Genomic DNA, 22,760 nt, shown 5'->3' on the forward strand with positions numbered 1-22,760 from the left:
TCGCTCCGCGTTTATGGACGGGTGGGGCGCACGTCGGTGCGGTCCTCGGTGCGCTCCTCCGCACTCGGGCCGGTACTCGATCCGCCATCCGAACCGGCGTGCCGCGACTCGAGCAGCGCACGTTCGGCCTCCAGTGCGGCCTCCCCGTCGATCGCCTCACCTCGCGCGACCATGCCCGACTCGTGCGAGAGCGGGATCTCCTTCAGGAACAGCGTGAGTACAAACGCGAACAGCAGGAACGGGATCAGATACCAGAAGACGGGCGCGAGCGAGTCCGCATACGCGGACACGATGCCGTCACGAACATCCGGCGGCAGCTCGGCTAGCGCCGCGGGATCGAGGGTGGACGTCGCCTGCGCGGCCGATCCCGGGTCGGCCCCGGCGTCGGTGAACACCCGGAGGAGGTTCTCGGAGAGGCGGTTCGTGAACATCACCCCGAAGATCGCCACGCCGAGCGACGCACCGACCTCGCGGAAGTAGTTGTTCGTGCTCGTCGCGGTGCCGACCTCGGTCGCGGGTACCGCGTTCTGCACCACCAGCACGATGATCTGCATGATGAGGCCGAGTCCCGCGCCGAAGAAGAAGAGGTACACGCAGATGAGCCAGATGGGGGTGCTCGCCGTCAGGGTGGTCATCGCGAGCATGGCTGCGGCCGTGACGAGGGTGCCGACCATCGGGAAGATCCGATAGCGGCCCGACCTCGACACCAGAATCCCGGATCCGATCGAGGTCCCGAGCATGCCGACCATCATCGGGATCATGAGCAGGCCGGACTCCGCTGCGGAGGTCCCCGACGCCATCTGGAGGAAGGTGGGAACGAACGCGATCGCCGCGAACATGCCGAGTCCGAGAGTGAACCCGATCGCGGTGGTGTTCAGGAACACGGGATTGCGGAAGAGCGACAGCGGGATGATCGGATCCTCTGCACGGGCCTCGACCCAGACGAAGACGATCGCTGCGAGCAGCAGGCCGACACCCCAGGCCCACGTCTCCATGGCACCCCAGCCGTGGTCGGCGCTGCCGCCGAAGTCGGTGAAGAAGATGAGGCAGGTGGTGGCGATCGACAGAAAGACGACGCCGAGCACATCGATGCGCTTGGACGCTCGGTGCGACGGGATCGTGAGGGTGACCCACGCGACGATGAAGGCCACGATGCCGATCGGGATGTTGATGTAGAACGCCCACTGCCAGGTCAGGTGATCGACGAAGTAGCCGCCGAGCAGCGGCCCGGCGACCGCGGAGAGGCCGAACACCGCGCCGAGCGGGCCCATGTACTTGCCGCGGTCCGCGGCGGGCACGATGTCCGCGATGATCGCCTGGGAGAGGATCATCAGGCCGCCGCCGCCCAGCCCCTGGAGTGCGCGGAAGACGACGAACATCCAGAAGTCGCCCGCGAAGGCGCAACCCACCGAGGCGAGGGTGAAGAGCGCGATCGCGATGAGGAAGAGATTCCTGCGGCCGAGTACGTCGCCGAACTTCCCGTAGATCGGCATGACGATCGTGGTGGCGAGGAGGTACGCGGTGGTGATCCACGCTTGATACTCGACGCCGCCCAACTGGCCGACGATGGTGGGCATGGCGGTGGAGACGATGGTCTGGTCGAGGCTCGAGAGGAGCATGCCGGCGATGAGCGCGGCGAAGATGATCCAGATGCGTCGCTGCGTGAGCAGGACGGGACCGGCTGAAGTGGAGGTCATGGGCGAGGGCTTTCGAGATCGGAGCGGAAGAGGTGGCGTGCGGAAGCGACGGCCTCGTCGAGGAGCTCGGCGAGCGTTCGGTCGTTGCCGGGGGTGAAGAACCGGTCGGCAGTGCTCCGCACGAGCGCGGTGAAGAGCGCCACCGTGAGCGTCACGGCCGGCTCGTCAGCGGGCAGTCCCTCCCGCTCGGCGACGAGCTCCGCGAACTCCCGATCCGCCGTCTCGCCGGCGCCGATGAAGGCGCTGAGCAACTGGGGCTCGCGGGCGATCACCAGCCGCGGATCGTCGAACTCGTCGACGTCGTCGAACTCTCCGATGAGCTCGACGGCCAGGGTGACGAGGTCGTCCACGAGTGAGAGTGAGAGACCCGTGGCCCCCGCCGGTCGAGCAGCGCGGAAGGCATCGAACGCCTCGTGGTGCGATCCGTCGGGTGGGCCGACGATCGCTTCCTCCTTCGACGCGAAGTAGTTGAAGAAGGTGCGGCGGCTCACTCCCGCGAGTTCGCACACCTGCTCGACCGTGAAGCCGTGCAGGCCGTGGTCGATCGTGAGGCGCCGCGCGTGTTTCGTGAGCGCGCGCCGCGTGCGCCGTTTGCGCTGTTCGATGCCGGAAATTGATGCACTATCGTTCACAAAGTGCAATTATGCACGATGCGGCTGAGAGTGCACATTCAGGTGCCGGGGGCGGTGTCCTCGTCGACCCACTCCATGGACTTGGTGACCGCTTTGCGCCACAGGCGGAGCTGCCGCTCGCGAGCGTCCTCGTCCATCTGTGGCTGCCAGCGCCGATCCTCGGCCCAATTGGCGCGCAGCTCGTCGAGCCCCGACCAGAACCCCACGGCGAGTCCGGCGACGTAGGCCGCACCGAGAGCCGTGGTCTCCGCGACCTCGGGACGCACGACGGGCACGCCGAGCACGTCCGCTTGAAACTGCATCAGCGTTTCGTTCGCGACCATGCCGCCGTCGACCCGGAGCTCGGTGAGCGGGATCCCACCGGCCTGGGTGACGTCGGCGTTCACGGCGTCGAGCACGTCGCGGGTCTGGAACGCGACCGCCTCGAGCGCCGCCCGGGCGATGTGTCCGCGGTTCGAGAACCGCGTGAGCCCCACGATCGCGCCGCGTGCGTCCGGTCGCCAGTAGGGGGCGAAGAGTCCGGAGAACGCCGGTACCACGAACACGCCGCCGTTGTCCGGCACGGAGCGGGCGAGGTGCTCGACCTCCGCGGCCGAGTGGATGAGCCCCAGCTGATCCCGTAGCCACTGGATCAAGGAACCCGTGACGGCGATGGAGCCCTCGAGGGCGTAGTGGGCGGGTGCCTCACCGAGCTGGTAGCCGACGGTGGTGAGCAGCCCGTTGCTCGAGTGCACGATCTCCTCGCCCGTCTGGAAGAGGAGGAAGCAGCCGGTGCCGTAGGTGTTCTTGGACTCGCCGGCATCGAACGCGGCCTGGCCGAACGTCGCCGATTGCTGGTCGCCGAGGATGCCCGCTACGGGCGTGCCGCGCAGCAGCGAGGAGTACTCCGCTTCGCCGTACACCTCCGAGGACGAGCGGATCTCGGGCAGCATCGAGCGCGGGATGTCGAAGGCTCCGAGCAGGTCATCGCGCCACTCGAGCGTCGCGAGATCCATCAGAAGCGTGCGCGACGCGTTGGTGACGTCCGTGATGTGCACCCCGCCGTCGACCCCGCCCGTGAGATTCCAGAGCACCCAGCAGTCCGTGGTGCCGAAGAGCAGATCGCCGGCCTCGGCGCGTGCGCGGGCGCCCTCGACATGGTCGAGGATCCACGAGATCTTCGACGCGGAGAAGTAGCTGGTGAGCGGCAGGCCGGTGATGGCGGCGAACCGGTCGGCACCGCCATCCGCCGCGAGCCTGTCGACGATCCCCTGCGTGCGGGTGTCCTGCCAGACGATCGCGTTGCAGACCGGGATCCCGGTGTGGCGGTCCCACACGACGGTCGTTTCGCGCTGGTTCGTGATGCCGATCGCCGCGATGTCGCGATCGGTGGCATCGGCCCGACCGAGCGCCGTGCCGATCACCTCCTGCACGTTCTGCCAGATCTGCATCGCATCGTGCTCGACGTGGCCGGCCTGCGGCATGATCTGGTCGTGCTCGCGCTGCCCGATCGAGACGACGCGCCCCGCCCGGTCGAAGATGATCGCACGACTCGAGGTGGTGCCCTGATCGATGGCCATGACGTACTGGGACACGAGAGCTCCTTCGCTCAGCTGATGGGGGCGAGCCCGGCGGTGCCGAGCTCCACACGGTGGGCGTGGCGGAGGATCTCCGTCATGCGCTCGACTTCGAGGCGTTGCGCATCGTCGTCCCACCCGAGCACCGGGGCGATCGCTGCGGCGATCTCCACGAGTGCAACGCGGGTGAGACCGCCGACGAAGGCGATCGACGTGCGTCGCAGGATCAGGTCGTCGAGATGCCGGACGTCCTCCAACTCCGCGAGGGCGGCCAGTTCCTCGACCAGGTACCCGGGCGCGGCGACCAGTTCGGTCGGCTGTGCGGGGAGCGCCGCGATCACCTCGGCGGCCTTCGTCCCGTATCGGTCGAGGAGGCGCGACACGAGCGCCGGATCCTGCCCGCCGCCGTTCCGGGAGATCCAGATGCGACGGGAGGCGCGGTCTCGCGGAAACCCTGCGCCGCCGCCGATCACCGTCGTCCGGGTGCTGACGATCCGCTCCGCGCCGAGCACACCGAGCGCCGTATCGCCGAGATGCTCGGCGAGGGCGCGGAAGGTGGTCCATTTGCCCCCCACGAGGCTGAGCGTGGGGACGCCATCGACGCGGCCCGGCTCGATCCGATAGTCCCGCGACACGAAACCGGGCACGGTGTCGTCGTGCTTCGGCAGCGGCCGGATCCCGGAGAAGGTGTACACGATCTGCGAGCGATCGACGGAGATGGAGGGGAACACCTGCGGAATCAGGTCGAAGAAGTACTCGACCTCGTCGTCGGTGCAGACGCTGGGCACCGAGGGGTCCGCATCGATGTCCGTGGTGCCCACCATGACGCGGTCCTTGAGCGGATAGATGAGCACGATCCGACCGTCGGAGTGCTCGAAGAACATCTCGCGGCCGGCGGTCGCGGCGAGCAGTTCGGGGTGGTCGAGCACGATGTGCGAGCCCTTCGTGCCACCCAGGTACCGGGTCGGGGCGCCGAGCGTCCGGTTCGTGAGGTCGGTCCACGGACCGCTCGTGTTGATCACGAGCCGCGCGGAGAACCCGAACTCGTCGCCGGTCTCCTCGTCGCGGAGCGTCACGGCGCCATCGGTGAACCCGACGGCGGAGACGTAGTTCGCGGCGCGGGCCGTGGTGCGTTCCGCGGAGGCGCCCGCGGCGACGCCGTCGGAGAGCACGTCGAGCGCGAGCCGCTCGGGATCGTGCATCGCGGCGTCGTAGTAGGTGGCGGTGTACTTGATCGCGGGATTGAGTCGGGGCAGTGCGCGAAGCGAGCGGCGACGGCCGTGGAACCGGTGCCGCGGGACACGGCCGCCGCCGCGCGAGAAGGTGTCGTAGAGCACGAGGCCGACCTTGATGAGGAGAGCGCCGCGTTCGCGCGGCTTGCCCCGGCCGTGCGACACGAGGAGCCGGAACGGTGCGGTCAATACACCGGAGAAGGTCTTGAAGATCGGGATCGTGGTGCGGAGCGGGACGACGTAGTGCGGCGCATTGCGGATCAGGCGGTTGCGCTCCTGCACCGCCTCCTGCACGAGACGGAACTCGCCGTTCTCGAGATAGCGGATCCCGCCGTGGACCATGTGGCTCGACGCTGAGGACGCACCGGAGACGAAGTCATCGCGATCCACCAGGGCGACGTCGACGCCCTGCAGGGCGAGCTCGCGGAACGTCGCGATGCCGTTGATCCCGCCGCCGATGATGAGCACATCGGCCTCCGGGCGATCGCGGAGTCGCTGGACCGATGCGCGAGCGCTGGGGGTGTTCGCCTGGGGCACGTGAGAGACCTTCCGTCCGGGTGCGTGACGTCACCCCCAACGCTACAAGACACCACCGACTCTCCGCCCCGACCCTGGGCGGATCCGCAGGGTGTCGAGCGTGCGTGTCGGTGGGATGTGGTGCAATGGGTGTCATGGTCGACACGCAGCGTGACATCGCATCGATGCTGCACGTCGACATGGACTCGTTCTTCGTCTCCGTCGAGCTCCTCGATCGCCCCGACCTGGTCGGGCTGCCGGTCGCCGCGGCGCACGATACGCTCCGATCGGTCGTCTCGAGTGCGAGCTACGAGGCGCGTCGGTTCGGTGTCCGCTCGGCGATGCCGGTGGCGCGAGCGAAGCAACTCTGTCCCCAACTCGTGTTGGTGCCCCCCACCTTCGAGAAGTACCGCGCCGCCTCTCGGCAGGTCATGCGCATCTTCGAGGAGTTCACCCCGCTGGTCGAGCCGCTGAGCATCGATGAGGCGTTTCTCGACGTCGCGGGGTCGATCCGCCTGTTCGGCGCGCCCGCGGAGATCGCGCGGCAGCTCCGGGAGCGGATCCGCGGCGAGACGGGTCTCCCCGCCTCGGTCGGCCTCGCCGGCACGAAGTTCATCGCGAAGCTCGCGTCGCAGCGCGCGAAGCCCGACGGTATCCTCGAGATCCCACCGGCGCAGACCCTGGCGTTCCTGCATCCCCTGCCCATTGACGCGATGTGGGGCGTGGGTGAGGCGACGGCTCGCACACTGAGATCGCGTGCCATTCACTCGGTCGGCGATCTCGCCCGAGAGCCGCTCGACTCGCTCACCCGGCTCGTCGGGGCCGCGAGCGCCCAGCGCCTCCACGACCTCGCGAACGGTCGTGATGCCCGTCGCGTCACCACGACCCGGATCGAGAAGAGCATCGGGCACGAGGAGACCTTCGCGTTCGACGAGCCCGATCCGACCGTGCTCCGCCGGGAGCTGCTACGTCTTTCGACCCGCACGGGCGAACGGCTGCGCGCCGCGGGGCTCGAGGCGCGGACCGTCGCGATCAAGGTGCGCTGGTCGAGCTTCGAGACCGTCAGCCGGTCGCGCACGCTGGCGGAGGCGACGCACGCGACGCAGCGGATCTATCAGACCGCATGCGAACTCTTCGACGGCCTGCGCGCCACGGGCACGCCCGTGCGACTTATCGGAGTGCGCGCCGAGCAACTCCAGCCGGAGGGCAGCGACCTTGCGGCGCTCTGGAGCGAGGACGAGAGCTGGCGCGCGGTCGACCAAGCCGTGGACGACGTGAAGCACCGGTTCGGGGCGGCCGGAGTGAAATCGGCGAGCCTGCTCCAGGGTCGCGGGCCGGTCGTCGATCCCCGCTCGCTCGAGCCGCCCGCCTAAGCCCGGTCGGAAGCGTCGTCCGCGGATCCGTCAGCGTCGTCGCCGTCGTCCCCGTCCAGGAGTGCTCCGCCCTGCATCATGAGTGCCGCTTCGAGGATCGCCGCGAGCCAGTCGAAGACGAGCACCGTGCCGCGAGTCTCCTCGTCCTCCAAGAGGCGGTCGTGGTCTTCGGCGGTGTCGAGGCCGATGCGGGCGGCGATCGCCAGCCTGAGGGCCGTGACCGTGCGCGCCCACGCAGGCAGGGTCGTGGTCGAGATATCGACCTCGATCACGGCATCCTCAGACGGGAGCCCGCCACCGAGCCCGAGCGCGGTCGTGACCTGGATCGCATCCTGGAGCTTGCGGTTCAAGAGTCCCTGCTCTGTGACCCGACGGAACTGCGTGGCGTCGGCGTCGTCCTCGTAGGCGTTCGGGAACAACCGCGCGAGCGCGGGATCCTCGGGGACGTCATCCGACCCGCCGACCTCGAGGCTCGCGAAGAGCGGATCCGGATCGAGGGCCGTGCCGCTGTGGCTCTGAAGCAACTGCATGAGCTGTGCGACGAGCTGATCCAGCATCGCCGCCTCGTCGACCTCCAGGTGCAGGCGCAAGCCGCCCTCGGGCAGGGGGAGCAGCTTCACTCCGCACCTCCCTGGAGCACGGTGGCCCACAGCCCGTAGCCGTGCAGAGCCTCGACGTGCATCTCCATCGTCTCGCGCGATCCCTCGGCCACCACGGCCTTGCCCTGGTGGTGCACCTGGAGCATGAGTTCCTCGGCGCGCGCACGCTCGAATCCGAAGTGGGTCTGGAAGACGTAGGCGACGTAGGACATGAGGTTCACCGGATCGTCCCAGACCACCGTCTGCCACGTCGGATCCGGCGTCGCGTCCGTCCGGGCGCTCACGCCGGCGCCCGGCTGCGCCTGCGTCGCGACCATCAGCCCCACCCGAGTTCGTGGATGCGCTCCTCGGAGATGCCGTAGAAGTGAGCGATCTCGTGGACGAGGGTGATGCGGATCTCCGCGACGAGCTCATCCATATCGGCGCAGTGGGCAGCCAGGTTCTCGCGGAAGAGGATGATGCGGTCGGGCTCTTCTCCGTACCCGTAGACGTTCCGCTCGGCGAGCGAATACCCCTCGTACACCCCGAGAATGGCGCTACCGTCCTCGGGCCGATCCTCGACCAGGAAGATGACGTTGTCGAGCTGCGCGAGCATGTCGTCGTGGAGCGAGTCGAGGCCGTCGGAAACCAACGACTCGAACATTTCGGATGTCACCTCGACCATGGCTTCACCCTATCGGGCGGAGTGCCGCGCGGGGAGTGAATATCCGGTGTGCGGCGGTGTGAACATCGCACCCGAAGATAGGCTATGATCGTAGGGTTGCCTCGTTCGCCCCGGCGGATGCGGCCAGCATGGTGGCTATAGCTCAGTTGGTAGAGCACCGGCTTGTGGTGCCGGTGGTCGCGGGTTCAAGTCCCGTTAGCCACCCCACAGTACCGCCCCGTCTCGGAGTGCTCCGCGGCGGGGCGGTGTGCTTGTCACGAGATCCCGAAGGTCGGCTGTCTGGGGGACTCTCGACCCCTTCTTACCCATACCTCCCTTTTTCGTGTGAGCGGGTTCCGTTGCGCTTCGCGTGTTCTGCCCCAGATATCGCTCACACGAGGGGCGGTGCTCGAAGGCGTGACCGATTTCTGGCCGATGTACCTCGCTCCGCAACGGAACGCGCTCACACCAGTGCGCGGGGGCATGAGAGTGCACCTGGCGGAGCGGCGCGCAGACGTGCACACTGGACACATGGCTGAGAATGCGACCCAGATCACGGACGCCGACCCGCACGCCTTCATCGAGAAAGCGACGCCGGCGAAGCGCCGTCTCGACGGTCTGGCACTCGCGCAGATCTTCCGCGAGGTGACCGGAGAGGACCCGAAGATGTGGGGTCCCTCGATCGTGGGGTACGGCAGCTATCGCTACATCTCGCCCTCCGATTCGCGGCGCCGAGGCGACTGGCCGAAGACCGGCTTCTCGCCGCGCAAGGCGCAGCTCTCGCTCTACGGACTGAAGGACCTGCCCGACGGGGCCCGGCTGCTGCCCGAACTCGGCACCTACACCGAGGGTGCGGGGTGCGTGTACGTCCGGAAGCTCGAGGACATCGACGAGACGGTCCTCCGTCGGCTGATCGCGATCGCCTGGTCCAGGCAGGACGATCCCGAACCGAACTGACCGGAGCCGAACCGGACTGACCCGAACCGAACCGGAACCGAGCCGTCTGATCAGCGGGCCGCGCGGCTCGCGATCTCGGGGAGCGTGTAGTTCGCGAGCGGGTTCAGCCCCAGCTTCTGCCGGGCGGCCGCCATGAGCAGGTGCCGCACGTGTGCGCCCCGTCCCGCGCGCACGATGCGCGTGCGCAGCCGATAGGCGTCGGTGTAGGCCATCCGCGGAGCCCAGATCGGCGAGCGGCGGCGGTTCGAGACCCCGGCGGTGAGGTGCAGGAAGGCCTGGGTCGTGCCGATGGCGGAAGCGACGTCCACGCCGATCGAGATCGACGGCAGGGGTGCGGGATCGACCCCGTCATCCCCGACCACGGCCTCGAGCGAACGCAGGTCCGTGTAGGGCGGGATGTAGGGGAGGCAGCGTGCGAAGTCGACCCCGCGTTCCGCGATCTCCGCAAGGGGAGTGTCCGATGCGAATCCCATGAATCGCTCGAAGGTCCAGGGGGAGTCCGGCGCGAACGAGGTGACCTGGGCGGAGAACCCGACGTTCATGACGAGGAGGTCGGGGATGCCCTGCGCCCGAGCGCGGCGGGCGATCAGCGAACCGATCTCGGGCCGAGTGAGCTCGGATTCGTCGAGCACCAGGGACGCCCCGCGCATGAAGTCCTCGACGTTGTCGGGGGTGACTCCCTGCAGGAAGACGTCGATCTCGGCCTCGGGATTGATGTCGAGCACACGATCTCGGAAGACCTCCGCCTTGTTCCGTCCGAACGTGGAGACGGACGCCCCCTCGACGCGGTTGACGTTCTCGGGTTCGAACACCTCCGGATCCGCGATGCTGAACCGCGAGACCCCCATGCGCGCGAGCTTGAGGCCGAGCTGGAACCCGTCCCCGCCCACGCCGGCGATCGCCACGCGAGACGACGTGATGGCGCGCTGCTCGTCCTCGCTCCAGAATCCGTAGTTGCGCGAGAATTCGGGAGACGAGATGGATCGGGCCATCAGGCGGCCCGGTTCCGGAGCGTGCCGCGCGAGGCGCGTCCGAAGTAGGTCAGGGCGGGTTCGGCAGCGCGGTACCCGTCGATCGAGTCGCTGTTCCGCGTGTTCACCTTGTCGATGGACGCCGGGATATCGACCTCGATCGGCAGGTTGTAATCGAGGTAGTGCTCGACGTACGTGGGCTCGCCGATGCGCTGGATCGCGAGCACACCCACGAGATGGCGCTCCAGCCAGGGCTCGATGATCGCGAAGGTGCGCTCGTGCTGGTGCTTGGAGATGTAGGCCAGCATCATCGCGAAGAGGTGGTACTGGATCACGTCCTGCAGCACGGCGGTCTCATGACGCGCGATGACGCGGGACACCTCGACGCACGAGGCGGTGACGTCGCCCGGCCCGAAGGATTCGGGACAGAACTCCTCGACCGGCAGCGGCACGGTATCGCCGCGCACGATGAGGCGCGCGACGCCGACCACGCGCACGCCCTCCTCGTGATTCTCAAAGACGGCGAAGGTGACCGAGCGCGCGTCGTCGTCGTCGCGGTCCGTGCCGTCCTCGTTCAGCTCGCTCGCGTCGAGCTGGCCGGTCTGGTCGACGTACACCCGCCGACGGAGGTCGAAGTGCGCGCGGTACTCGTCCTCGAAACCGGGGAGCGGTACCCCGTTCACCGCCAGCAGGCCGCAGGCGAGACGCGACGCGGGTTCGGCCTCGAACAGGTCCGACTGCACTACCGGAATGACCTGGTGATTGGTGATCGAACGATCAATGTGCGACAACGACGGCGTCCTTTCGGAGTGCAGTCAGATGTAATTGCCGTCGCCAGTTCATGATTCCCCCCGGATCGTGAACTCAGATGAGTTCGTCAGAGACTCATTCTGCCCTACAAGTGAGTCAGAACTGGTGCAGACGCGTTCACGCGGCGGGTCGTGTCGGAGTCTGTGCGTCGGCAATGCGGAGGAATCGGAAAAAGCGGTGAAACGACGGCGCGAATTGATACCATGGTGCAAATGGGTGACGTGTCGATTGGGGTGATGGTGCCGGAAGAGAATTGGAATCGTGACGGCAGCCCGCGCGCAGACTCCGCTTCCACGGATGCCCGCGCCCGCATTCTGGACAGCGCGACACGGTACGTCGACACCGTTGGCTTGACGCTCGGGGCGAATCCTGCGCTCATCGCCCAGCTGTCGTCCGACGCCGGAGTCACCCTGAAGCAGTTCTCCAAGATCTGGGCGACTCCCGAAGATTTCCTCACCGACCTGTTCTGCGAGCTGGCGAACCAGGCGCAGATCGATCGCGCCGACACCGAGACACTGCTCACGACCTGGCAGTACCTCGGCATGCGGATTGACGACCTCCGGTCGCCGGAGGGGCGGCGACGGGTGCTCAGCAGTGTGATCCGCACCGCCGCGGAGTACAACTTCAATGTCGTCACCGCGTCCGGCAAGTGGCGCACGTACGCGGCGCTCTCCACGACCATCATGGCGTGGCCGGAGGGTGAGGCCCGGACCCGCGTGATCGACGCGCTCCGAGCGAGCGAGCTGGCGTTCGTCGAGACGATGGAGAGCTTCTACCGCAACGTCCTGCCGACACTCGGCTATCAGCTGCGGTCGGAGTTCCACAACGACTATCAGCCGTTCGTGGTGGCGACCGCCTCGGTGATCGAGGGGCTCGGCATCGTCCGCGCCACCGTGCCGGCGCTCGTGGAGGCGCACTTCGACTTCCCGTCGGCGGAGGACAGCGAGACCTGGTCGGTGGCCGCGCTCGCCTTCATCGGCGTCCTGGACGCGTTCTTCGAGCCGATCCCGAACTTCGTGCCCGATGAAGCGATCGCGCGCCTGAGTGGCGGGATCGACGTCACCCCGCAGTCCTAGACCGGCGCGCGTCGGGCGCGCCCGACCGTCGGGCTCAGCCGCCGATCGATGCCTGGTCTCCCCACCGCCGGAGTCGCTCCGACGACTGAGCGCGGGAGATCGGGCGCCCGAAGTAGTACCCCTGGGCGTTGCGGACCCCGAGTTCGATCATGATGTCCACCATCGCCGCGCTCTCAATACCCTCGACCACGGTCGTGTAGCTGAGGTTGTCGCCGAAGCCCTGCAGCGACTTCACGACCTCCCGCTGGCGCAGGTCATCGAGATCGTCGATCAGACTCTTGTCGATCTTCAAGATGTTCATCGGGAAGTGCACGAGCGCTCCCACCGAGGAATCGTCGGAACCGTAGTCGTCGAGCGCGATGCTCACTCCGGCCTTCTGCAGCAGGAGGGCGTCGCGCCGCAGCTCGTCGGTCACGGAGCGGAGCGACCGCTCGTTCAGCTCGATGCAGAGAGTGAGATCGGGGTGTGCGCGCGCCGATTCCCGCAGGAACGGCCCGAGCTCGCTGTCGCTGATCTGTCCCAGCTCGAGATTGACCGTCATGCACCGGATCGCCGGGGCGAGGCGGTGGAACTCCTCGGCGGCGTCGAGCGCCTTGGTGATGATCTGCTTGGTCAACTCGTTCATCATGCCGAGGCTTTTCGCACGGGCGACGAGGGACGGTGGGGAGATCGGCCCGAGCTCCGGATCGACGTACCTGACCAGGGCCTCGTGGGCCCAGACCCGGCCGTCGGTGATGTTCACGATCGGCTGGAACGCGAGCATAAGGCGATTGTCGCGAATGGCGCGGGCGACGATTTCATTGGTGCGGGACGATCGGTGCGACGAAATACTGACGCTGCTGGCTCCCGACGATGACGCGCCTTGACGGCGCGAACGCTTGGCCTGCAGCATCGTGCGGTCCGCATCCTCGACGAGCGTCTGGGCGTCGAGCTCGCGGTGGTTCGAGAACGCGAGACCCGCGCTGAGCACGGGGCGCATGTCGTGCCCCTCCAGTGCGAGTGGCTGGCTGACGGCCTCGATGATCCGGTCGGACGTCTCCTTCGCCTGCTCCAGCGAGAGGAGGTCGGTGAGGATCACCACGAACTCGTCGCCACCCACGCGCGACACGAAGTCCCCGCCACCCGCGGCCCCCTGCAGTCGGTCGGCGACGGCGCGCAGCAGCTCATCGCCCGCCCGATGCCCGAAGTTGTCGTTGAGCTTCTTGAAGTTGTCGAGGTCGATGAAGAGCAGCGCGATGCCCTCGCGATACGGTCGGTTCTCGTTTGCGTCGATCAGGGCCTTCTGGAAGGCTCCGTAGTTGGGGAGCCCCGTCAGGGCGTCGCTGTTCGCGCGACGCTCGAGCAGGTCCACCTCGGTCTGGATCCGAGCCGCCTCACTCGCCACGTGGGCCAGCGCGGCGACGGCCCGCTCGTCCTCCCGGGCGAACGTCGCCTGACCCGGTCCCCGCGACGCCACCAGATACTGCGCCGGGCCTGAGCCGAGCGTGATCGGGACCCCGATCTCCTTTTTCCCCGGCGGACGGTCGCGGAACTCGACATCGCTCGCCTGCACGATGGCGCGGGTACGCTCGCGCAGCCCCTCGGCGAGTTCGTCGCCGGTGTGGCGGGGGAGTTCGACGGCGGCGTCGACCACCGCGCTCATCCGGGCCTCGTTGCCGAGGTAGCGGCGGCGCTGCGCCAGGATGTACATGAGCGATGCGGCGAGCAGGATCACGAACGGCGTCAGATCCGCCAGCGGATCGCGCTCCAACCACGGGATCACCGAGGCGTCGACGAGCGTGAGGATCGTCGCGAGCACCGAGACGATGAGCACGACGCCGCCCAGCTTCGGCAGGCTCAACGCCCCCACGCCGCTCCGCTCGTCGGTCGTGGTGCGTCCCCGCTGCCGAACGAGTTCGCCCAGCAGGAAGACGAGATAGTACGCGGTGGTGGCGAGGAGGAACGTCGGCAGCAGCCAGACGCCGAGATCGAGGAGCGTCGACTTCACCGCCACGAACGCGAATGCGGAGGTCGATCCGAGACCCGTGAGGTACATCGCCTGGAGGAGGCTGCGACGGGCGAAGAGCTGCGAGACGAGCAGACCGATCGCCCAGATGCTGACGTCGAGATAGGGCGACGCCTCCACGGATTGAATCGCGAGCATCACGATGGCGACGCCGACGAGCGGGAACCCGGGGCGGCGACCCACGTGCAGTTGGAACGGAGCGCAGATGATCACGCTCGCGATCAGGGCCAGCACCTGGGTCCAGGAGTCCGGGGGATCACGACCGTGAGCGCCACGCCGGTGCCGATGGTGCCGGCGGCGATCGCGACGAACACCCCGACCCAGACGAGGCTACGCTTCGACGTTTCCATCCCCCTGAACACGGCCCCTCTATCCGGTGTGACGACCCCTCATCACGCTCTCCTGCAGAATAGTGTCCATCATGGCATGCGCGGAGCCCGCCGCACCGCCCAAGGCGAAGAGCGCGCTCAGGCGATGAGGCCGTCGATCAGGGCGGCGTAGCGCTCACTCGTGGCCTGCGACGTCGCTGCCGAGGCGCTCTTGTCGGGTCCGGGGGCGGGCTGCATCACCGTGTCGCGGAAGTAGGCGAGCTCCTGGATCGACTCTGCGATGTCCGCGAGGGCGCGGTGCCCGCCGCGCTTCGCGGGAGCGCCGAAGTAGGCCGCCGGGTACCAGCGGCGGCTGAGTTCCTTGATGGTGGAGACATCGATGCTCCGGTAGTGCAGCGTCTCCTCGAGTGCGGGCAGGTACTTCGCGATGAAGCGGCGATCCATGCCGATCGTGTTGCCGGCCACCAGCGGGCGCCGGCCCGCAGTGACGAGACCGCTGAGGTAGTCGATCACCTGCGCCTCCGCGTCGACGAGCGAGGCGCCGGAGGCGATGCGGGGGAGGAGCCCCGAGGTCTCGTGCATCTCGCGGACGAAGTCGCCCATGTTCGCGAGGGCCTCTTCACCGGGGTTGATGACGATCTCGAACCCGGGATCGAGCGGCGTGAGATCGAAGTCGGTGACGATGACCGCAATCTCGCAGAGCCCGTCTCGATCGACGTCGAGGCCCGTCATTTCGCAGTCAATCCACACGATCTGCTCGGCGGGGGTGTTCGACACGCGGACTCCTCGGGGTCGGGCGCCGGCCGGCCGGTGGCGCTGCGGGACAGTCTATCCGTGTGCATGCGAACAGGCCGCCCGCACTAGGCTGGGATCCATGGCAGTTCTCCCCATCACGATCTGCGGTGAGCCCGTGCTGCACCGCCCCGCCGCGCCCGTCACGGAGTTCGACGCGTCGCTCCGCGCACTCGTCGACGACATGTACGAGACGACCGTCGCGGCCCCGGGCGTGGGACTCGCGGCGCCCCAGGTGGGCGTCGGCAAGCGGATCTTCGTGTGGATGTACGAGGATCAGGACGTCGCCCCCGAGCGCGGTGTGGCGATCAATCCCGAGCTGTGGGTCTCCCCGCAGGATCCGGGGCTGCCCGGTGAGGACGAGGTGGAGGGGTGCCTGTCGTTCCCGGGGGAACGCTTCGCACTGCGACGCTCCGAGCGTGCGATGCTGCGGGCCCAGGACATCGACGGCACGCCGTTCGAGATCACCGCGTCGGGCTGGTTCGCGCGGATCCTGCAGCACGAATTCGACCACCTGAACGGTCTGCTTTACGTCGATCGCCTGGTGCACCCGGAGAGCCGCGGCGCGCAGAAGGCGGAGCGGAAGAACGGCTGGGGCAAGCCCGGGCTCACGTGGCTGCCCGGGGTCGACGACCTGGAGGGCTGAGCTCCGAGACGGCTCAGTCGAGCCCTTTCTCGTCTTGGATCGCGTTGCCGCCATCCACGACGATCACCTGTCCGGTGACGTATGAGGCAGCGGGGGACGCGAGGAACTCGATCACGGCGGCGACCTCGTCGGGGGTGCCGGATCGGCCGAGCGGCGTCGCGTCGCCCATCCGGTTCTCGTGCGCCGTGGCCGAGCCGGTGCGGATCCAGCCGGGGGCGACCGCGTTCGCCGTCGTTCCGCTCCCCGCGAGATCCACTGCGAGCGATCGGGTGAGCCCGACGAGCCCCGCCTTCGCTGCGTGGTACCCGACGTCGCCGCGGTAGGCCAGAATGGGCCCCGACACGGACGAGACGGTCACGATGCGCCCGGCGGTCGACCGTTCGAGGTGCGGGATCGCCGCCCGGGTGACGAGGAACGCGGTGGTGAGATTCCGCCGGATCGTGTGCTCCCACCCGACGGGGTCGAGCCCGTCGATCGATGCGGGCCGTTCGGGATCGGACGTCGAGGTCATGCCCGCGTTGTTCACCACCACGTCGAGGCGCCCGAAGGCCTCGATCGCCGTGCGCACCGCCAGCTCCGCCCCGGCCTCCTCGGTGAGGTCCGCGACGAATGGCACCACCTCGGCGCCGGCCGGTCCGGACCGCAGGTCGCGCGCCCGATCCTCGATCCGAGCCGAGGTGGCTCCGATCACGAGCCGATAGCCGGCCCGGGCCAGACGCGCCGCCGCCGCGAAGCCGATGCCGTCGGGGGAACCCGCGCCGGTGATCAGGGCGACCCGTGCCGGAGCGCCGGATGCTGCCGCGGATGAGGTGTGCTGAGCGAGATCGGGCTGCGTCATAGTGGCAGCCTAGCCGGGTCAGCCGTCGGCGTCAGCGGATGGGCGCTGCAGCCGACGGGAATCGGGGACGATGAGCCATGCCACGCCCGCGAGCGCCAGGATCGCCGCGGTGACCCCGAAGGCCCAGCCGAATCCGGCGGCGTCGACGATCGCTCCGGCGATCAGCGGGCCGAGCACCCCGCCGAGGTCGCTCGTCATCGAGTAGGCCGCGACGACGTTGCCGCCGCGGCGCAATCCCACCACGTCTGCGAGTACGGCCTGCTGCCCGGGGTTCACGAGTGCGGATCCCGCTCCGGCGACGAACATCACCCCGATGGCGACCCACACCGATGGCGAAGCCGGGAACACCAGGTACGTCGCCGCGAGGACGAACATCCCGATCACGAGCATGGGCTTGCGACCCACCGTGTCGTTCCAGCGCCCGGACGGGAAGATCAGCACGGCGTTGCCCGCGGCGTAGGCCGCGAGCACCCAGGCCGCGACCGCCGCGTCTCCGCCGAGCGCCACCGCGACGAAGATCGGGATGACCGAGACGCGGACGCCGTATGAGGCCCAGCCGAAGGTGAAGACCGACGCGAGGAGTGAGCGGTACTGGGAGACGCCGAGCGCCTGAGCGAGCGAGATCGCCTCCCGAGCATCCGGCGATCCCGCGATGACCTTCGCCATCTGGGACCGGCGCAGCGCGACCGCCACCACGGTCGCAGCGGCGACGAGGGTGATGAAGTAGAAGACGAACGGCGCACGGAGACCGAACGACGCCACGATGCCGCCGAACACCGGTCCGAGCAGCCCGCCGAGGAGGAATCCCGCGGCGTTCAAGCTGGCGACGCGGCCGCGAGCGAGGGGCGGGCTCACCTTGATGAGCAGCGCCGTCGCGGCGACGGTGAACATGGTGGAGCCGACGCCGCCGAGGCCGCGGAGGATGACGAACTGCGTGTAGTCCATCGCGAGCGCGGCCGCGCCGGTCGAGAGCGCCACGATGAGGATCCCGGTGCTGTAGGTCCGCCGCTCGCCGAACCGGCCGACGATCCAGCCCGCCAGCGGTGCGGAGAGCAATCGCATCAGAGCGAAGGCGCTGACGATCGCGGATGCGGCGAAGGCGCTGACGCCGAACTCGAGCGCGAACTGCGGAATGGCGGGCGCGACGACCCCGTACCCCAGTGCCACCGTGAACCCGCCTGCGACGAGCGCCCAGACCTCGAAGGGAAGCTTCTGGGGAGCGGAGTCGTGCACCTGCCCAGCCTAGTGCCGCGCGAGATTCCGTAGTTTTACGGATCACGGGTCGGGCCGGAGTGGGGGACGATGTCGGAGACGGCGGGCAACGCAGCCTCGCCGCATCGGAGAAGGGACCGTCGCATGACCGACCAGACCACGCGCACCGGATATCTGTGGAACACCCTCTACGGCTGGGTCGATACCGGCTCCGGCGGCCTCGCCCCGTCGAGTGTCGCGGCCGGATTGCAACCCATCTCGCACCACGTGGCGCACCCCGATACGAAGCGCCGGCTTCATGAGCTCGTCGTCGCCTCCGGGCTGATCGAGCACCTGCACGAGCTCTCGGCGAGCCCGGCCAGCCGTGCTGATGTACTGCGCGTGCACGACGCGGCCCACGTCGACCGGATCATCGCGGAGGGTGCGCAGCCGAAGGGCGGCGACGCCGGCGACGGAGTGTCTCCGTTCGGTCAGGGCGGTGACGCGATCGCCTTCCTCGCCGCGGGCGGGGCGATCGAGGCGACGCGAGCGGTGGTGAGCGGAGAGGTCGACCGGGCCTACGCGCTGATCAACCCGCCGGGGCACCACGCCGAGCGCGCCCTCGGCCGCGGCTTCTGCATCTTCAACAACACGGCCGTCGCCGCTGCGTACGCGCTCGAGGAGCTCGGATTGGAGCGGGTCGCCATCGTGGACTGGGATGTGCACCACGGCAATGGCGCGCAGGACATCTTCTGGGAGTCGCCGCAGGTCCTGAACATCTCGCTCCACCAGAATCGCTGCTTCCCGTCCGATTCGGGGTTCCGCGACGAGAACGGCGGCGGCGAGGGCGCGGGTCGATCGGTGAACATCCCGCTGCCTCCCGGAGGTGGGAACGCGGTGTACGAGTACGCCCTGGAGCAGGTCGTGATCCCCGCACTCGAGGCCTTCGAGCCGCAGCTGATCCTGGTGCCCTGCGGATTCGACGCGGCGATCATGGATCCGCTCGCGCGCATGATGGTACGCGCCGATGGGTTCCGGCGGCTCACCCGGCTCATCACGGACGCCGCCGAGCGCATCTGCGACGGGCGGATCGTGTTCCTGCAGGAGGGCGGCTACAGCCCGTACTACGTTCCGTGCTGCGGGCTCGGGGTCATCGAGGAGCTCGCCGGGGTCACGACCGGGATCGCGGACGCGTACGAGCCGATCGTCGGAGCGATGGGCGGGGACGAACTGCTCGCGCACGAGCGAGAGGCGGTGGACGCCGCCGGAGCACTGCTACCGGGGATCACCGCCGCGCGCTGATCCCGCATCGGGCCAGAGCGCGTCGACAGGGCACCCGATCGGATCGGGAAGGGTCGAGGCGGTGGTCATCGTGCGGACCACCGCCTCGACCCGGTTCTTCGCCCCCAGCTTGCGCCGCGCATTCGCGACGTGGCTCTCGACGGTCCGCCGGCTCAGGTGGAGACGCTGCGCGATCGTCGCGTCGTCGAGTCCGGTGCACAGGAGCGTCAGCACCCGCAGCTCCTGCACCGTGAGCCGGGAGTAGTGGTCGGGGTGCGCGGGAGACATGCCGACGGCCACCTCGTCGCCGCCCGGAATCGTGCGCAGGTCGATCCGGTACAGGGTCGGCCCCTCGAGCCAGAGATGTCGGATGACGTCGAGGCCGGAACGGCGGAACTGCGCGAGGTGCGCGCTGAATCGCTCAGTGCGCACGAGGGGAGGACCTGTCGGCGGCTCTCCCGGAGACGTGCCGCGATCGGGCAGGACGAGCCACCGCGCGTCCGGGTCTCCGGTGGTTCCCGGCAGAATTCCCGGTGTCGCGGTTGAGGTGGCCGCGTGACGTGCCACGGGGGCGTCCAGGATCAGCGCGGCGAGCAACCCCCGCACCGCGGAGGCGGCCCGCCGGGATTCCTCGGGGAACCCGGTCGCGCGCGTCGACGAGAAGTGGGCGATGCCGACGTACTCGCCGCGCAGGAAGAGCTCCATACTGATCCCGTCCCGGTAGCCCTGCCGCTGCAGATGGTCGCGGAAGATGGGGGAGGCGATGAAGTCGTCGCGGAACTCGGATCGCACCGAGCTGATCGCCGGCGGCAGGCCGTCGTTGGGGCTCAGCGTCTCGGTGAAGCCCACGCGGTACTTCTCGACGAAGAGGTGCTGCAGGGCCCAGGCCGCGCCAGGGGAGTAGCCGACCCGGAGCGCCTCTCCGACGGCCGCTCGCCGGGGATCGTGCCGGAGGAGCTGCATGGCGTCGAACGGCAGCACCCGGTGCAACTCGGCGACCGCGGCGCTCGTCACATCGCTCAGCCGACCCGGCTGCGGGGCGAACGTGGCGAGAGACATGCCGCCAACGTACGTGGCGCCGCGGGACGGGTCAAGGAACCCGGCGACGCTCTGCGCCCGGAGACAAAGCTCCGCGGCGGACGGATCAGGGGGTCGCGGTGCGCATGCGGACCTCGCGCTCCATCCGCTTCTCGTGCCGCTCGCGACCCTTCTCGGCTTCCCGCTCCCGGGATTTCGGCGGCGCGGTCGTCACGAGATCGTCGAGGAGTCGACGGGTCGCGAGGGCGATCTCGTCGATCGCGCGGTCGAACGCGGGGGTGTTCGCGCGCGACGGGTGGGTCGAACCGCTGACCTTGCGGACGAACTGGAGCGCGGCCTCGCGGATCTCGTCATCGGTGGTCGGCGGGTCGAAGTTGTGGAGCACTCGGATGTTTCGGCACATGCCGTGACTGTAGACGAGGTCACCGTGAGGCGCGTGGGAGGGGAGCTAGGATGTTCGCCGAGCTCTCCAGTACCCCGGTCGACGCCGCTCATGCGCATAGGCGAGGATGATAAGGGCGTCGGATTCTCGCACAGAGATCACTCTGAGCGGGTAGCCAGAAATCACAGCGCCCCGCACCACGGTCCCATCAACGCCCGAAGCGACTGGTGCTGCGGTGTCTGGCCAGCGGCCAATACGGTCTCGGGTGAGTTCAGCGTTGTGGATCAGGTCGAGACCAAGGTCAGGTGCTTGGGCCTCATACCAACGGACGGCCGCGTCAAATCCTGCGGCGGCTTCCGGGTGCTCGTATTGCGGGAACCTCATGCCGACAGTGAGGCGCGCAAGCGTGCATAATGCTCGTCGGCGTTCACCGCCTCGACAGCGTTCGTCCGGATCTCCCCGAGCCGGAGGAGGATCTCTGACCGCCACTCCTCAACCGTGTTTCGATCCTGGGCATCTTCCCGGAGGCTATCCAACAGAGCCTGCACCACTTGGGCGCGCTGATCCGCATCGAGAGTGAGGCCCTCGCGAATAACCTGTGCCACATCCGGGGTCATGCCGCTCGGTGTATGCCGTCTGTCCGACACGGAGGGGGTTTCCACACCCTGATTCCGCCGCGGACCAGAGGCCCTTTCGACGGTCGGTGCACGGGCGCGGGATCTGACACGTGTCGTGATTGCGAATCGTTGAGAGTGCCCCCGGCAGGATTCGAACCTGCGACCAAGAGATTAGAAGGCTCCTGCTCTATCCCCTGAGCTACGGAGGCGGCCTTTCGAGGGTACACCGTGAGGCGAAGCCTCCACGGCCAGTGCATGCCGGTGTCGGCTACTTCGCCTTCGCGGCGGCCTTCGCAGCGCGCTTCGTCTCCCGCACTCGCAGGAGCGACTCGGGAGACGTGATGTCCGCGACACTCCGGAACGATCCCTCCTCGCCATAGGCGCCCGCCGCTTCGCGCCAGCCCGCACCGGTGAAGCCGCACTGCTTGCCGAGCAGCGCGAGGAAGATCTTCGCCTTCTGCTCGCCGAACCCGGGCAGCGATCGGAGCCGCTTCAGCACGGTTGCTCCGTCGGGGTCGCCCTCTGTCCAGAGGGTCTCAGCGCGTCCCTGCCAGTCATCGAGCAGCGCCTGGCACAGCGCCTGCACCCGGGCGGCCATCGACCCGGGGAAGCGGTGCACCGCCGGCGTCTGCTTGAACGCAGCGGCGAAGTCCTCGGGATCCGTCTCCGCGATGGTACGCGCATCGAGCGCACCGATCCGCTGCTCGATCTTGAGCGGCCCGGCAAACGCGACCTCCATCGCGACCTGCTGATCGAGCAGCATGCCGATGAGGAGGGCGAGCGGGTCGGCGGTCAACAGCTCGTCGGCTGCGGGATCGTCGGTCAGGTGGAGGCTCATGGGCCCAGTCTAGGTCGGTTGTCGCATCGCGCACAGAGCCCCGCGCCAGGAGTACAGTGACTCCATGGTGTCCGTGGAGAACATGGTGGCGTTCGGGATCGCCGCGTTTGTGCTGATCATCATCCCGGGGCCGAGTGTGCTCTTCACGATCGGCCGCACGCTCGCGCTCGGTCGCATCGGCGGGCTGCTCAGCGTGCTCGGCAACACGCTCGCGGCCCTGGCCATCGTGCTCGCCGTCGCATTCGGGATCGGGGCCCTCGTCGCGTCGTCCGTGGTGCTCTTCACGGTGATCAAGTTCGGCGGTGCCGCGTACCTCGTCTACCTCGGGGTGCAGGCGATCCGGCACCGCAACCGGGCGGTCGAGACGACCGCGGCCCCGGTGCGACTCTCCGGTCGGCGGCAGGTGCTGCAGGGGTTCCTGGTGGGCGTCACCAACCCGAAGTCGATCGCGTTCTTCGTCGCCGTGCTGCCGCAGTTCGTGACCCCGGGTGCGGGATCGGTGCCCCTCCAGATCATCGAGCTCGGCCTGATCTTCGTGGTGCTCGCCGCCGTGTGCGACACGGTCTGGGCGCTCATTGCGAGCGCAGCGCGGGGATGGTTCGGGAAGTCGCCGAAGCGTATGGCCGCGATGAGCGCGACGGGCGGGGGATTCCTCGTCGTGCTGGGCGGGGTCCTCGCGTTCTCGGGTCAGCGTCAGCCGAGCCTGTAACGACGATCCGCAGGCGCGCGCACAGGAGTACC

General features: G+C 68.4%; 24 protein-coding genes and 2 tRNA genes. 7 read left to right on the forward strand and 19 right to left on the reverse strand.

The annotated features are described in order from the left end of the window. Positions 1 to 11: 11 nt before the first annotated feature. The 4 genes from MUN76_RS01470 to MUN76_RS01485 are packed head-to-tail and all read right to left on the reverse strand — an operon-like array spanning position 12 to position 5,654. On the reverse strand, positions 12 to 1,697 hold the full coding sequence (locus MUN76_RS01470) for an MDR family MFS transporter (RefSeq protein ID WP_244686520.1): 1,686 nt from the start codon (positions 1,695 to 1,697) through the stop codon (positions 12 to 14). Next, a complete protein-coding gene (locus tag MUN76_RS01475) occupies positions 1,694 to 2,329 on the reverse strand; it encodes a TetR/AcrR family transcriptional regulator (protein WP_244686522.1) in 636 nt (211 codons plus the stop codon). Before MUN76_RS01475 ends, MUN76_RS01470 begins: the two co-directional genes overlap by 4 nt. A 38-nt stretch (positions 2,330 to 2,367) precedes the next feature. Next, on the reverse strand, positions 2,368 to 3,903 hold the full coding sequence (glpK, locus tag MUN76_RS01480; RefSeq protein ID WP_244686524.1) for a glycerol kinase GlpK: 1,536 nt from the start codon (positions 3,901 to 3,903) through the stop codon (positions 2,368 to 2,370). A 14-nt stretch (positions 3,904 to 3,917) separates the two neighbouring features. Further along, complete coding sequence (locus MUN76_RS01485) at positions 3,918 to 5,654, reverse strand: glycerol-3-phosphate dehydrogenase/oxidase (protein ID WP_244686526.1); 1,737 nt, start codon at positions 5,652 to 5,654, stop codon at positions 3,918 to 3,920. Between the two features lie 134 nt (positions 5,655 to 5,788). Between MUN76_RS01485 and dinB the strand changes: the two genes are divergently transcribed. Then, positions 5,789 to 7,006: a DNA polymerase IV gene (gene dinB, locus MUN76_RS01490; RefSeq protein ID WP_244686528.1), complete on the forward strand. Its 1,218-nt coding sequence runs from the start codon at positions 5,789 to 5,791 to the stop codon at positions 7,004 to 7,006. On the opposite strand, the gene MUN76_RS01495 is transcribed toward dinB, so the two are convergent. The 3 genes from MUN76_RS01495 to MUN76_RS01505 are packed head-to-tail and all read right to left on the reverse strand — an operon-like array spanning position 7,003 to position 8,269. Next, a complete protein-coding gene (locus MUN76_RS01495; RefSeq protein WP_244686530.1) occupies positions 7,003 to 7,626 on the reverse strand; it encodes a DUF2017 family protein in 624 nt (207 codons plus the stop codon). The genes dinB and MUN76_RS01495 overlap by 4 nt on opposite strands. After that, entirely contained in the window at positions 7,623 to 7,922 is a 300-nt protein-coding gene (clpS, locus tag MUN76_RS01500) for an ATP-dependent Clp protease adapter ClpS (protein ID WP_244686532.1), read from the reverse strand. Before clpS ends, MUN76_RS01495 begins: the two co-directional genes overlap by 4 nt. After that, complete coding sequence (locus MUN76_RS01505; RefSeq protein ID WP_244686534.1) at positions 7,922 to 8,269, reverse strand: metallopeptidase family protein; 348 nt, start codon at positions 8,267 to 8,269, stop codon at positions 7,922 to 7,924. The genes clpS and MUN76_RS01505 overlap by 1 nt, the downstream gene beginning before the upstream one ends. Positions 8,270 to 8,400: 131 nt before the next feature. Here MUN76_RS01505 and MUN76_RS01510 point away from each other — a divergent pair. Then, positions 8,401 to 8,476 (forward strand) — tRNA-His (locus tag MUN76_RS01510). 303 nt (positions 8,477 to 8,779) lie between these two features. After that, entirely contained in the window at positions 8,780 to 9,205 is a 426-nt protein-coding gene (locus tag MUN76_RS01515; protein ID WP_244686536.1) for a DUF1801 domain-containing protein, read from the forward strand. 50 nt (positions 9,206 to 9,255) lie between these two features. On the opposite strand, the gene MUN76_RS01520 is transcribed toward MUN76_RS01515, so the two are convergent. Together MUN76_RS01520 and MUN76_RS01525 are read right to left on the reverse strand one after the other, a co-directional pair. Further along, a complete protein-coding gene (locus tag MUN76_RS01520) occupies positions 9,256 to 10,197 on the reverse strand; it encodes a ThiF family adenylyltransferase (protein ID WP_244686538.1) in 942 nt (313 codons plus the stop codon). Further along, positions 10,197 to 10,967 carry a GNAT family N-acyltransferase gene (locus MUN76_RS01525; RefSeq protein WP_244686540.1) on the reverse strand — a complete coding sequence of 257 codons (771 nt, stop codon included), beginning with the start codon at positions 10,965 to 10,967 and terminating at the stop codon, positions 10,197 to 10,199. Before MUN76_RS01525 ends, MUN76_RS01520 begins: the two co-directional genes overlap by 1 nt. A 231-nt stretch (positions 10,968 to 11,198) precedes the next feature. Between MUN76_RS01525 and MUN76_RS01530 the strand changes: the two genes are divergently transcribed. Then, positions 11,199 to 12,062, forward strand: coding sequence for a hypothetical protein (locus tag MUN76_RS01530; RefSeq protein ID WP_244686542.1), 864 nt, complete (start codon positions 11,199 to 11,201; stop codon positions 12,060 to 12,062). A 34-nt stretch (positions 12,063 to 12,096) separates the two neighbouring features. On the opposite strand, the gene MUN76_RS01535 is transcribed toward MUN76_RS01530, so the two are convergent. The 3 genes from MUN76_RS01535 to orn all read right to left on the reverse strand — a co-directional run bounded on the left by MUN76_RS01535 (position 12,097) and on the right by orn (position 15,173). Beyond that, complete coding sequence (locus MUN76_RS01535; protein ID WP_244686543.1) at positions 12,097 to 14,301, reverse strand: putative bifunctional diguanylate cyclase/phosphodiesterase; 2,205 nt, start codon at positions 14,299 to 14,301, stop codon at positions 12,097 to 12,099. Beyond that, positions 14,289 to 14,417: a hypothetical protein gene (locus tag MUN76_RS15480; protein WP_256451798.1), complete on the reverse strand. Its 129-nt coding sequence runs from the start codon at positions 14,415 to 14,417 to the stop codon at positions 14,289 to 14,291. The genes MUN76_RS01535 and MUN76_RS15480 overlap by 13 nt, the downstream gene beginning before the upstream one ends. 117 nt (positions 14,418 to 14,534) lie before the next feature. Continuing rightward, positions 14,535 to 15,173, reverse strand: a complete 639-nt coding sequence (gene orn, locus MUN76_RS01540; protein ID WP_244686545.1) for an oligoribonuclease — start codon at positions 15,171 to 15,173, stop codon at positions 14,535 to 14,537. A 97-nt stretch (positions 15,174 to 15,270) separates the two neighbouring features. Between orn and def the strand changes: the two genes are divergently transcribed. Continuing rightward, positions 15,271 to 15,834 carry a peptide deformylase gene (def, locus tag MUN76_RS01545; protein ID WP_244686547.1) on the forward strand — a complete coding sequence of 188 codons (564 nt, stop codon included), beginning with the start codon at positions 15,271 to 15,273 and terminating at the stop codon, positions 15,832 to 15,834. 13 nt (positions 15,835 to 15,847) lie between these two features. On the opposite strand, the gene MUN76_RS01550 is transcribed toward def, so the two are convergent. Next, on the reverse strand, positions 15,848 to 16,672 hold the full coding sequence (locus MUN76_RS01550; protein WP_244686549.1) for an SDR family NAD(P)-dependent oxidoreductase: 825 nt from the start codon (positions 16,670 to 16,672) through the stop codon (positions 15,848 to 15,850). A gap of 18 nt (positions 16,673 to 16,690) precedes the next feature. Continuing rightward, positions 16,691 to 17,905 carry an MFS transporter gene (locus MUN76_RS01555; RefSeq protein WP_244686551.1) on the reverse strand — a complete coding sequence of 405 codons (1,215 nt, stop codon included), beginning with the start codon at positions 17,903 to 17,905 and terminating at the stop codon, positions 16,691 to 16,693. 123 nt (positions 17,906 to 18,028) lie between these two features. Here MUN76_RS01555 and MUN76_RS01560 point away from each other — a divergent pair, with 123 nt between their 5' ends. Further along, the gene (locus tag MUN76_RS01560) at positions 18,029 to 19,165 is read left to right on the forward strand and encodes a class II histone deacetylase (protein WP_244686552.1); all 1,137 of its coding nucleotides are present in this window, start codon (positions 18,029 to 18,031) and stop codon (positions 19,163 to 19,165) included. Here MUN76_RS01560 and MUN76_RS01565 read toward each other — a convergent pair. The 5 genes from MUN76_RS01565 to MUN76_RS01585 form a co-directional block, all read right to left on the reverse strand. Next, complete coding sequence (locus MUN76_RS01565; protein ID WP_244686554.1) at positions 19,139 to 20,203, reverse strand: helix-turn-helix transcriptional regulator; 1,065 nt, start codon at positions 20,201 to 20,203, stop codon at positions 19,139 to 19,141. The two genes, MUN76_RS01560 and MUN76_RS01565, sit on opposite strands and share 27 nt — an antisense overlap. Positions 20,204 to 20,288: 85 nt before the next feature. Beyond that, on the reverse strand, positions 20,289 to 20,585 hold the full coding sequence (locus MUN76_RS01570) for a DUF2277 domain-containing protein (protein ID WP_244686556.1): 297 nt from the start codon (positions 20,583 to 20,585) through the stop codon (positions 20,289 to 20,291). A 359-nt stretch (positions 20,586 to 20,944) separates the two neighbouring features. Then, positions 20,945 to 21,181, reverse strand: coding sequence for an addiction module protein (locus MUN76_RS01575; protein ID WP_244686558.1), 237 nt, complete (start codon positions 21,179 to 21,181; stop codon positions 20,945 to 20,947). Positions 21,182 to 21,317: 136 nt separating this feature from the next. Then, a tRNA-Arg gene (locus tag MUN76_RS01580) sits at positions 21,318 to 21,390 on the reverse strand. 59 nt (positions 21,391 to 21,449) lie between these two features. Then, on the reverse strand, positions 21,450 to 22,019 hold the full coding sequence (locus MUN76_RS01585; protein WP_244686560.1) for an HhH-GPD-type base excision DNA repair protein: 570 nt from the start codon (positions 22,017 to 22,019) through the stop codon (positions 21,450 to 21,452). Between the two features lie 64 nt (positions 22,020 to 22,083). Between MUN76_RS01585 and MUN76_RS01590 the strand changes: the two genes are divergently transcribed. After that, a complete protein-coding gene (locus MUN76_RS01590) occupies positions 22,084 to 22,728 on the forward strand; it encodes a LysE family translocator (RefSeq protein ID WP_244686562.1) in 645 nt (214 codons plus the stop codon). Positions 22,729 to 22,760 lie beyond the last annotated feature (32 nt).

Source organism: Leucobacter rhizosphaerae (genome assembly GCF_022919175.1).
Taxonomy (GTDB): domain Bacteria; phylum Actinomycetota; class Actinomycetes; order Actinomycetales; family Microbacteriaceae; genus Leucobacter; species Leucobacter rhizosphaerae.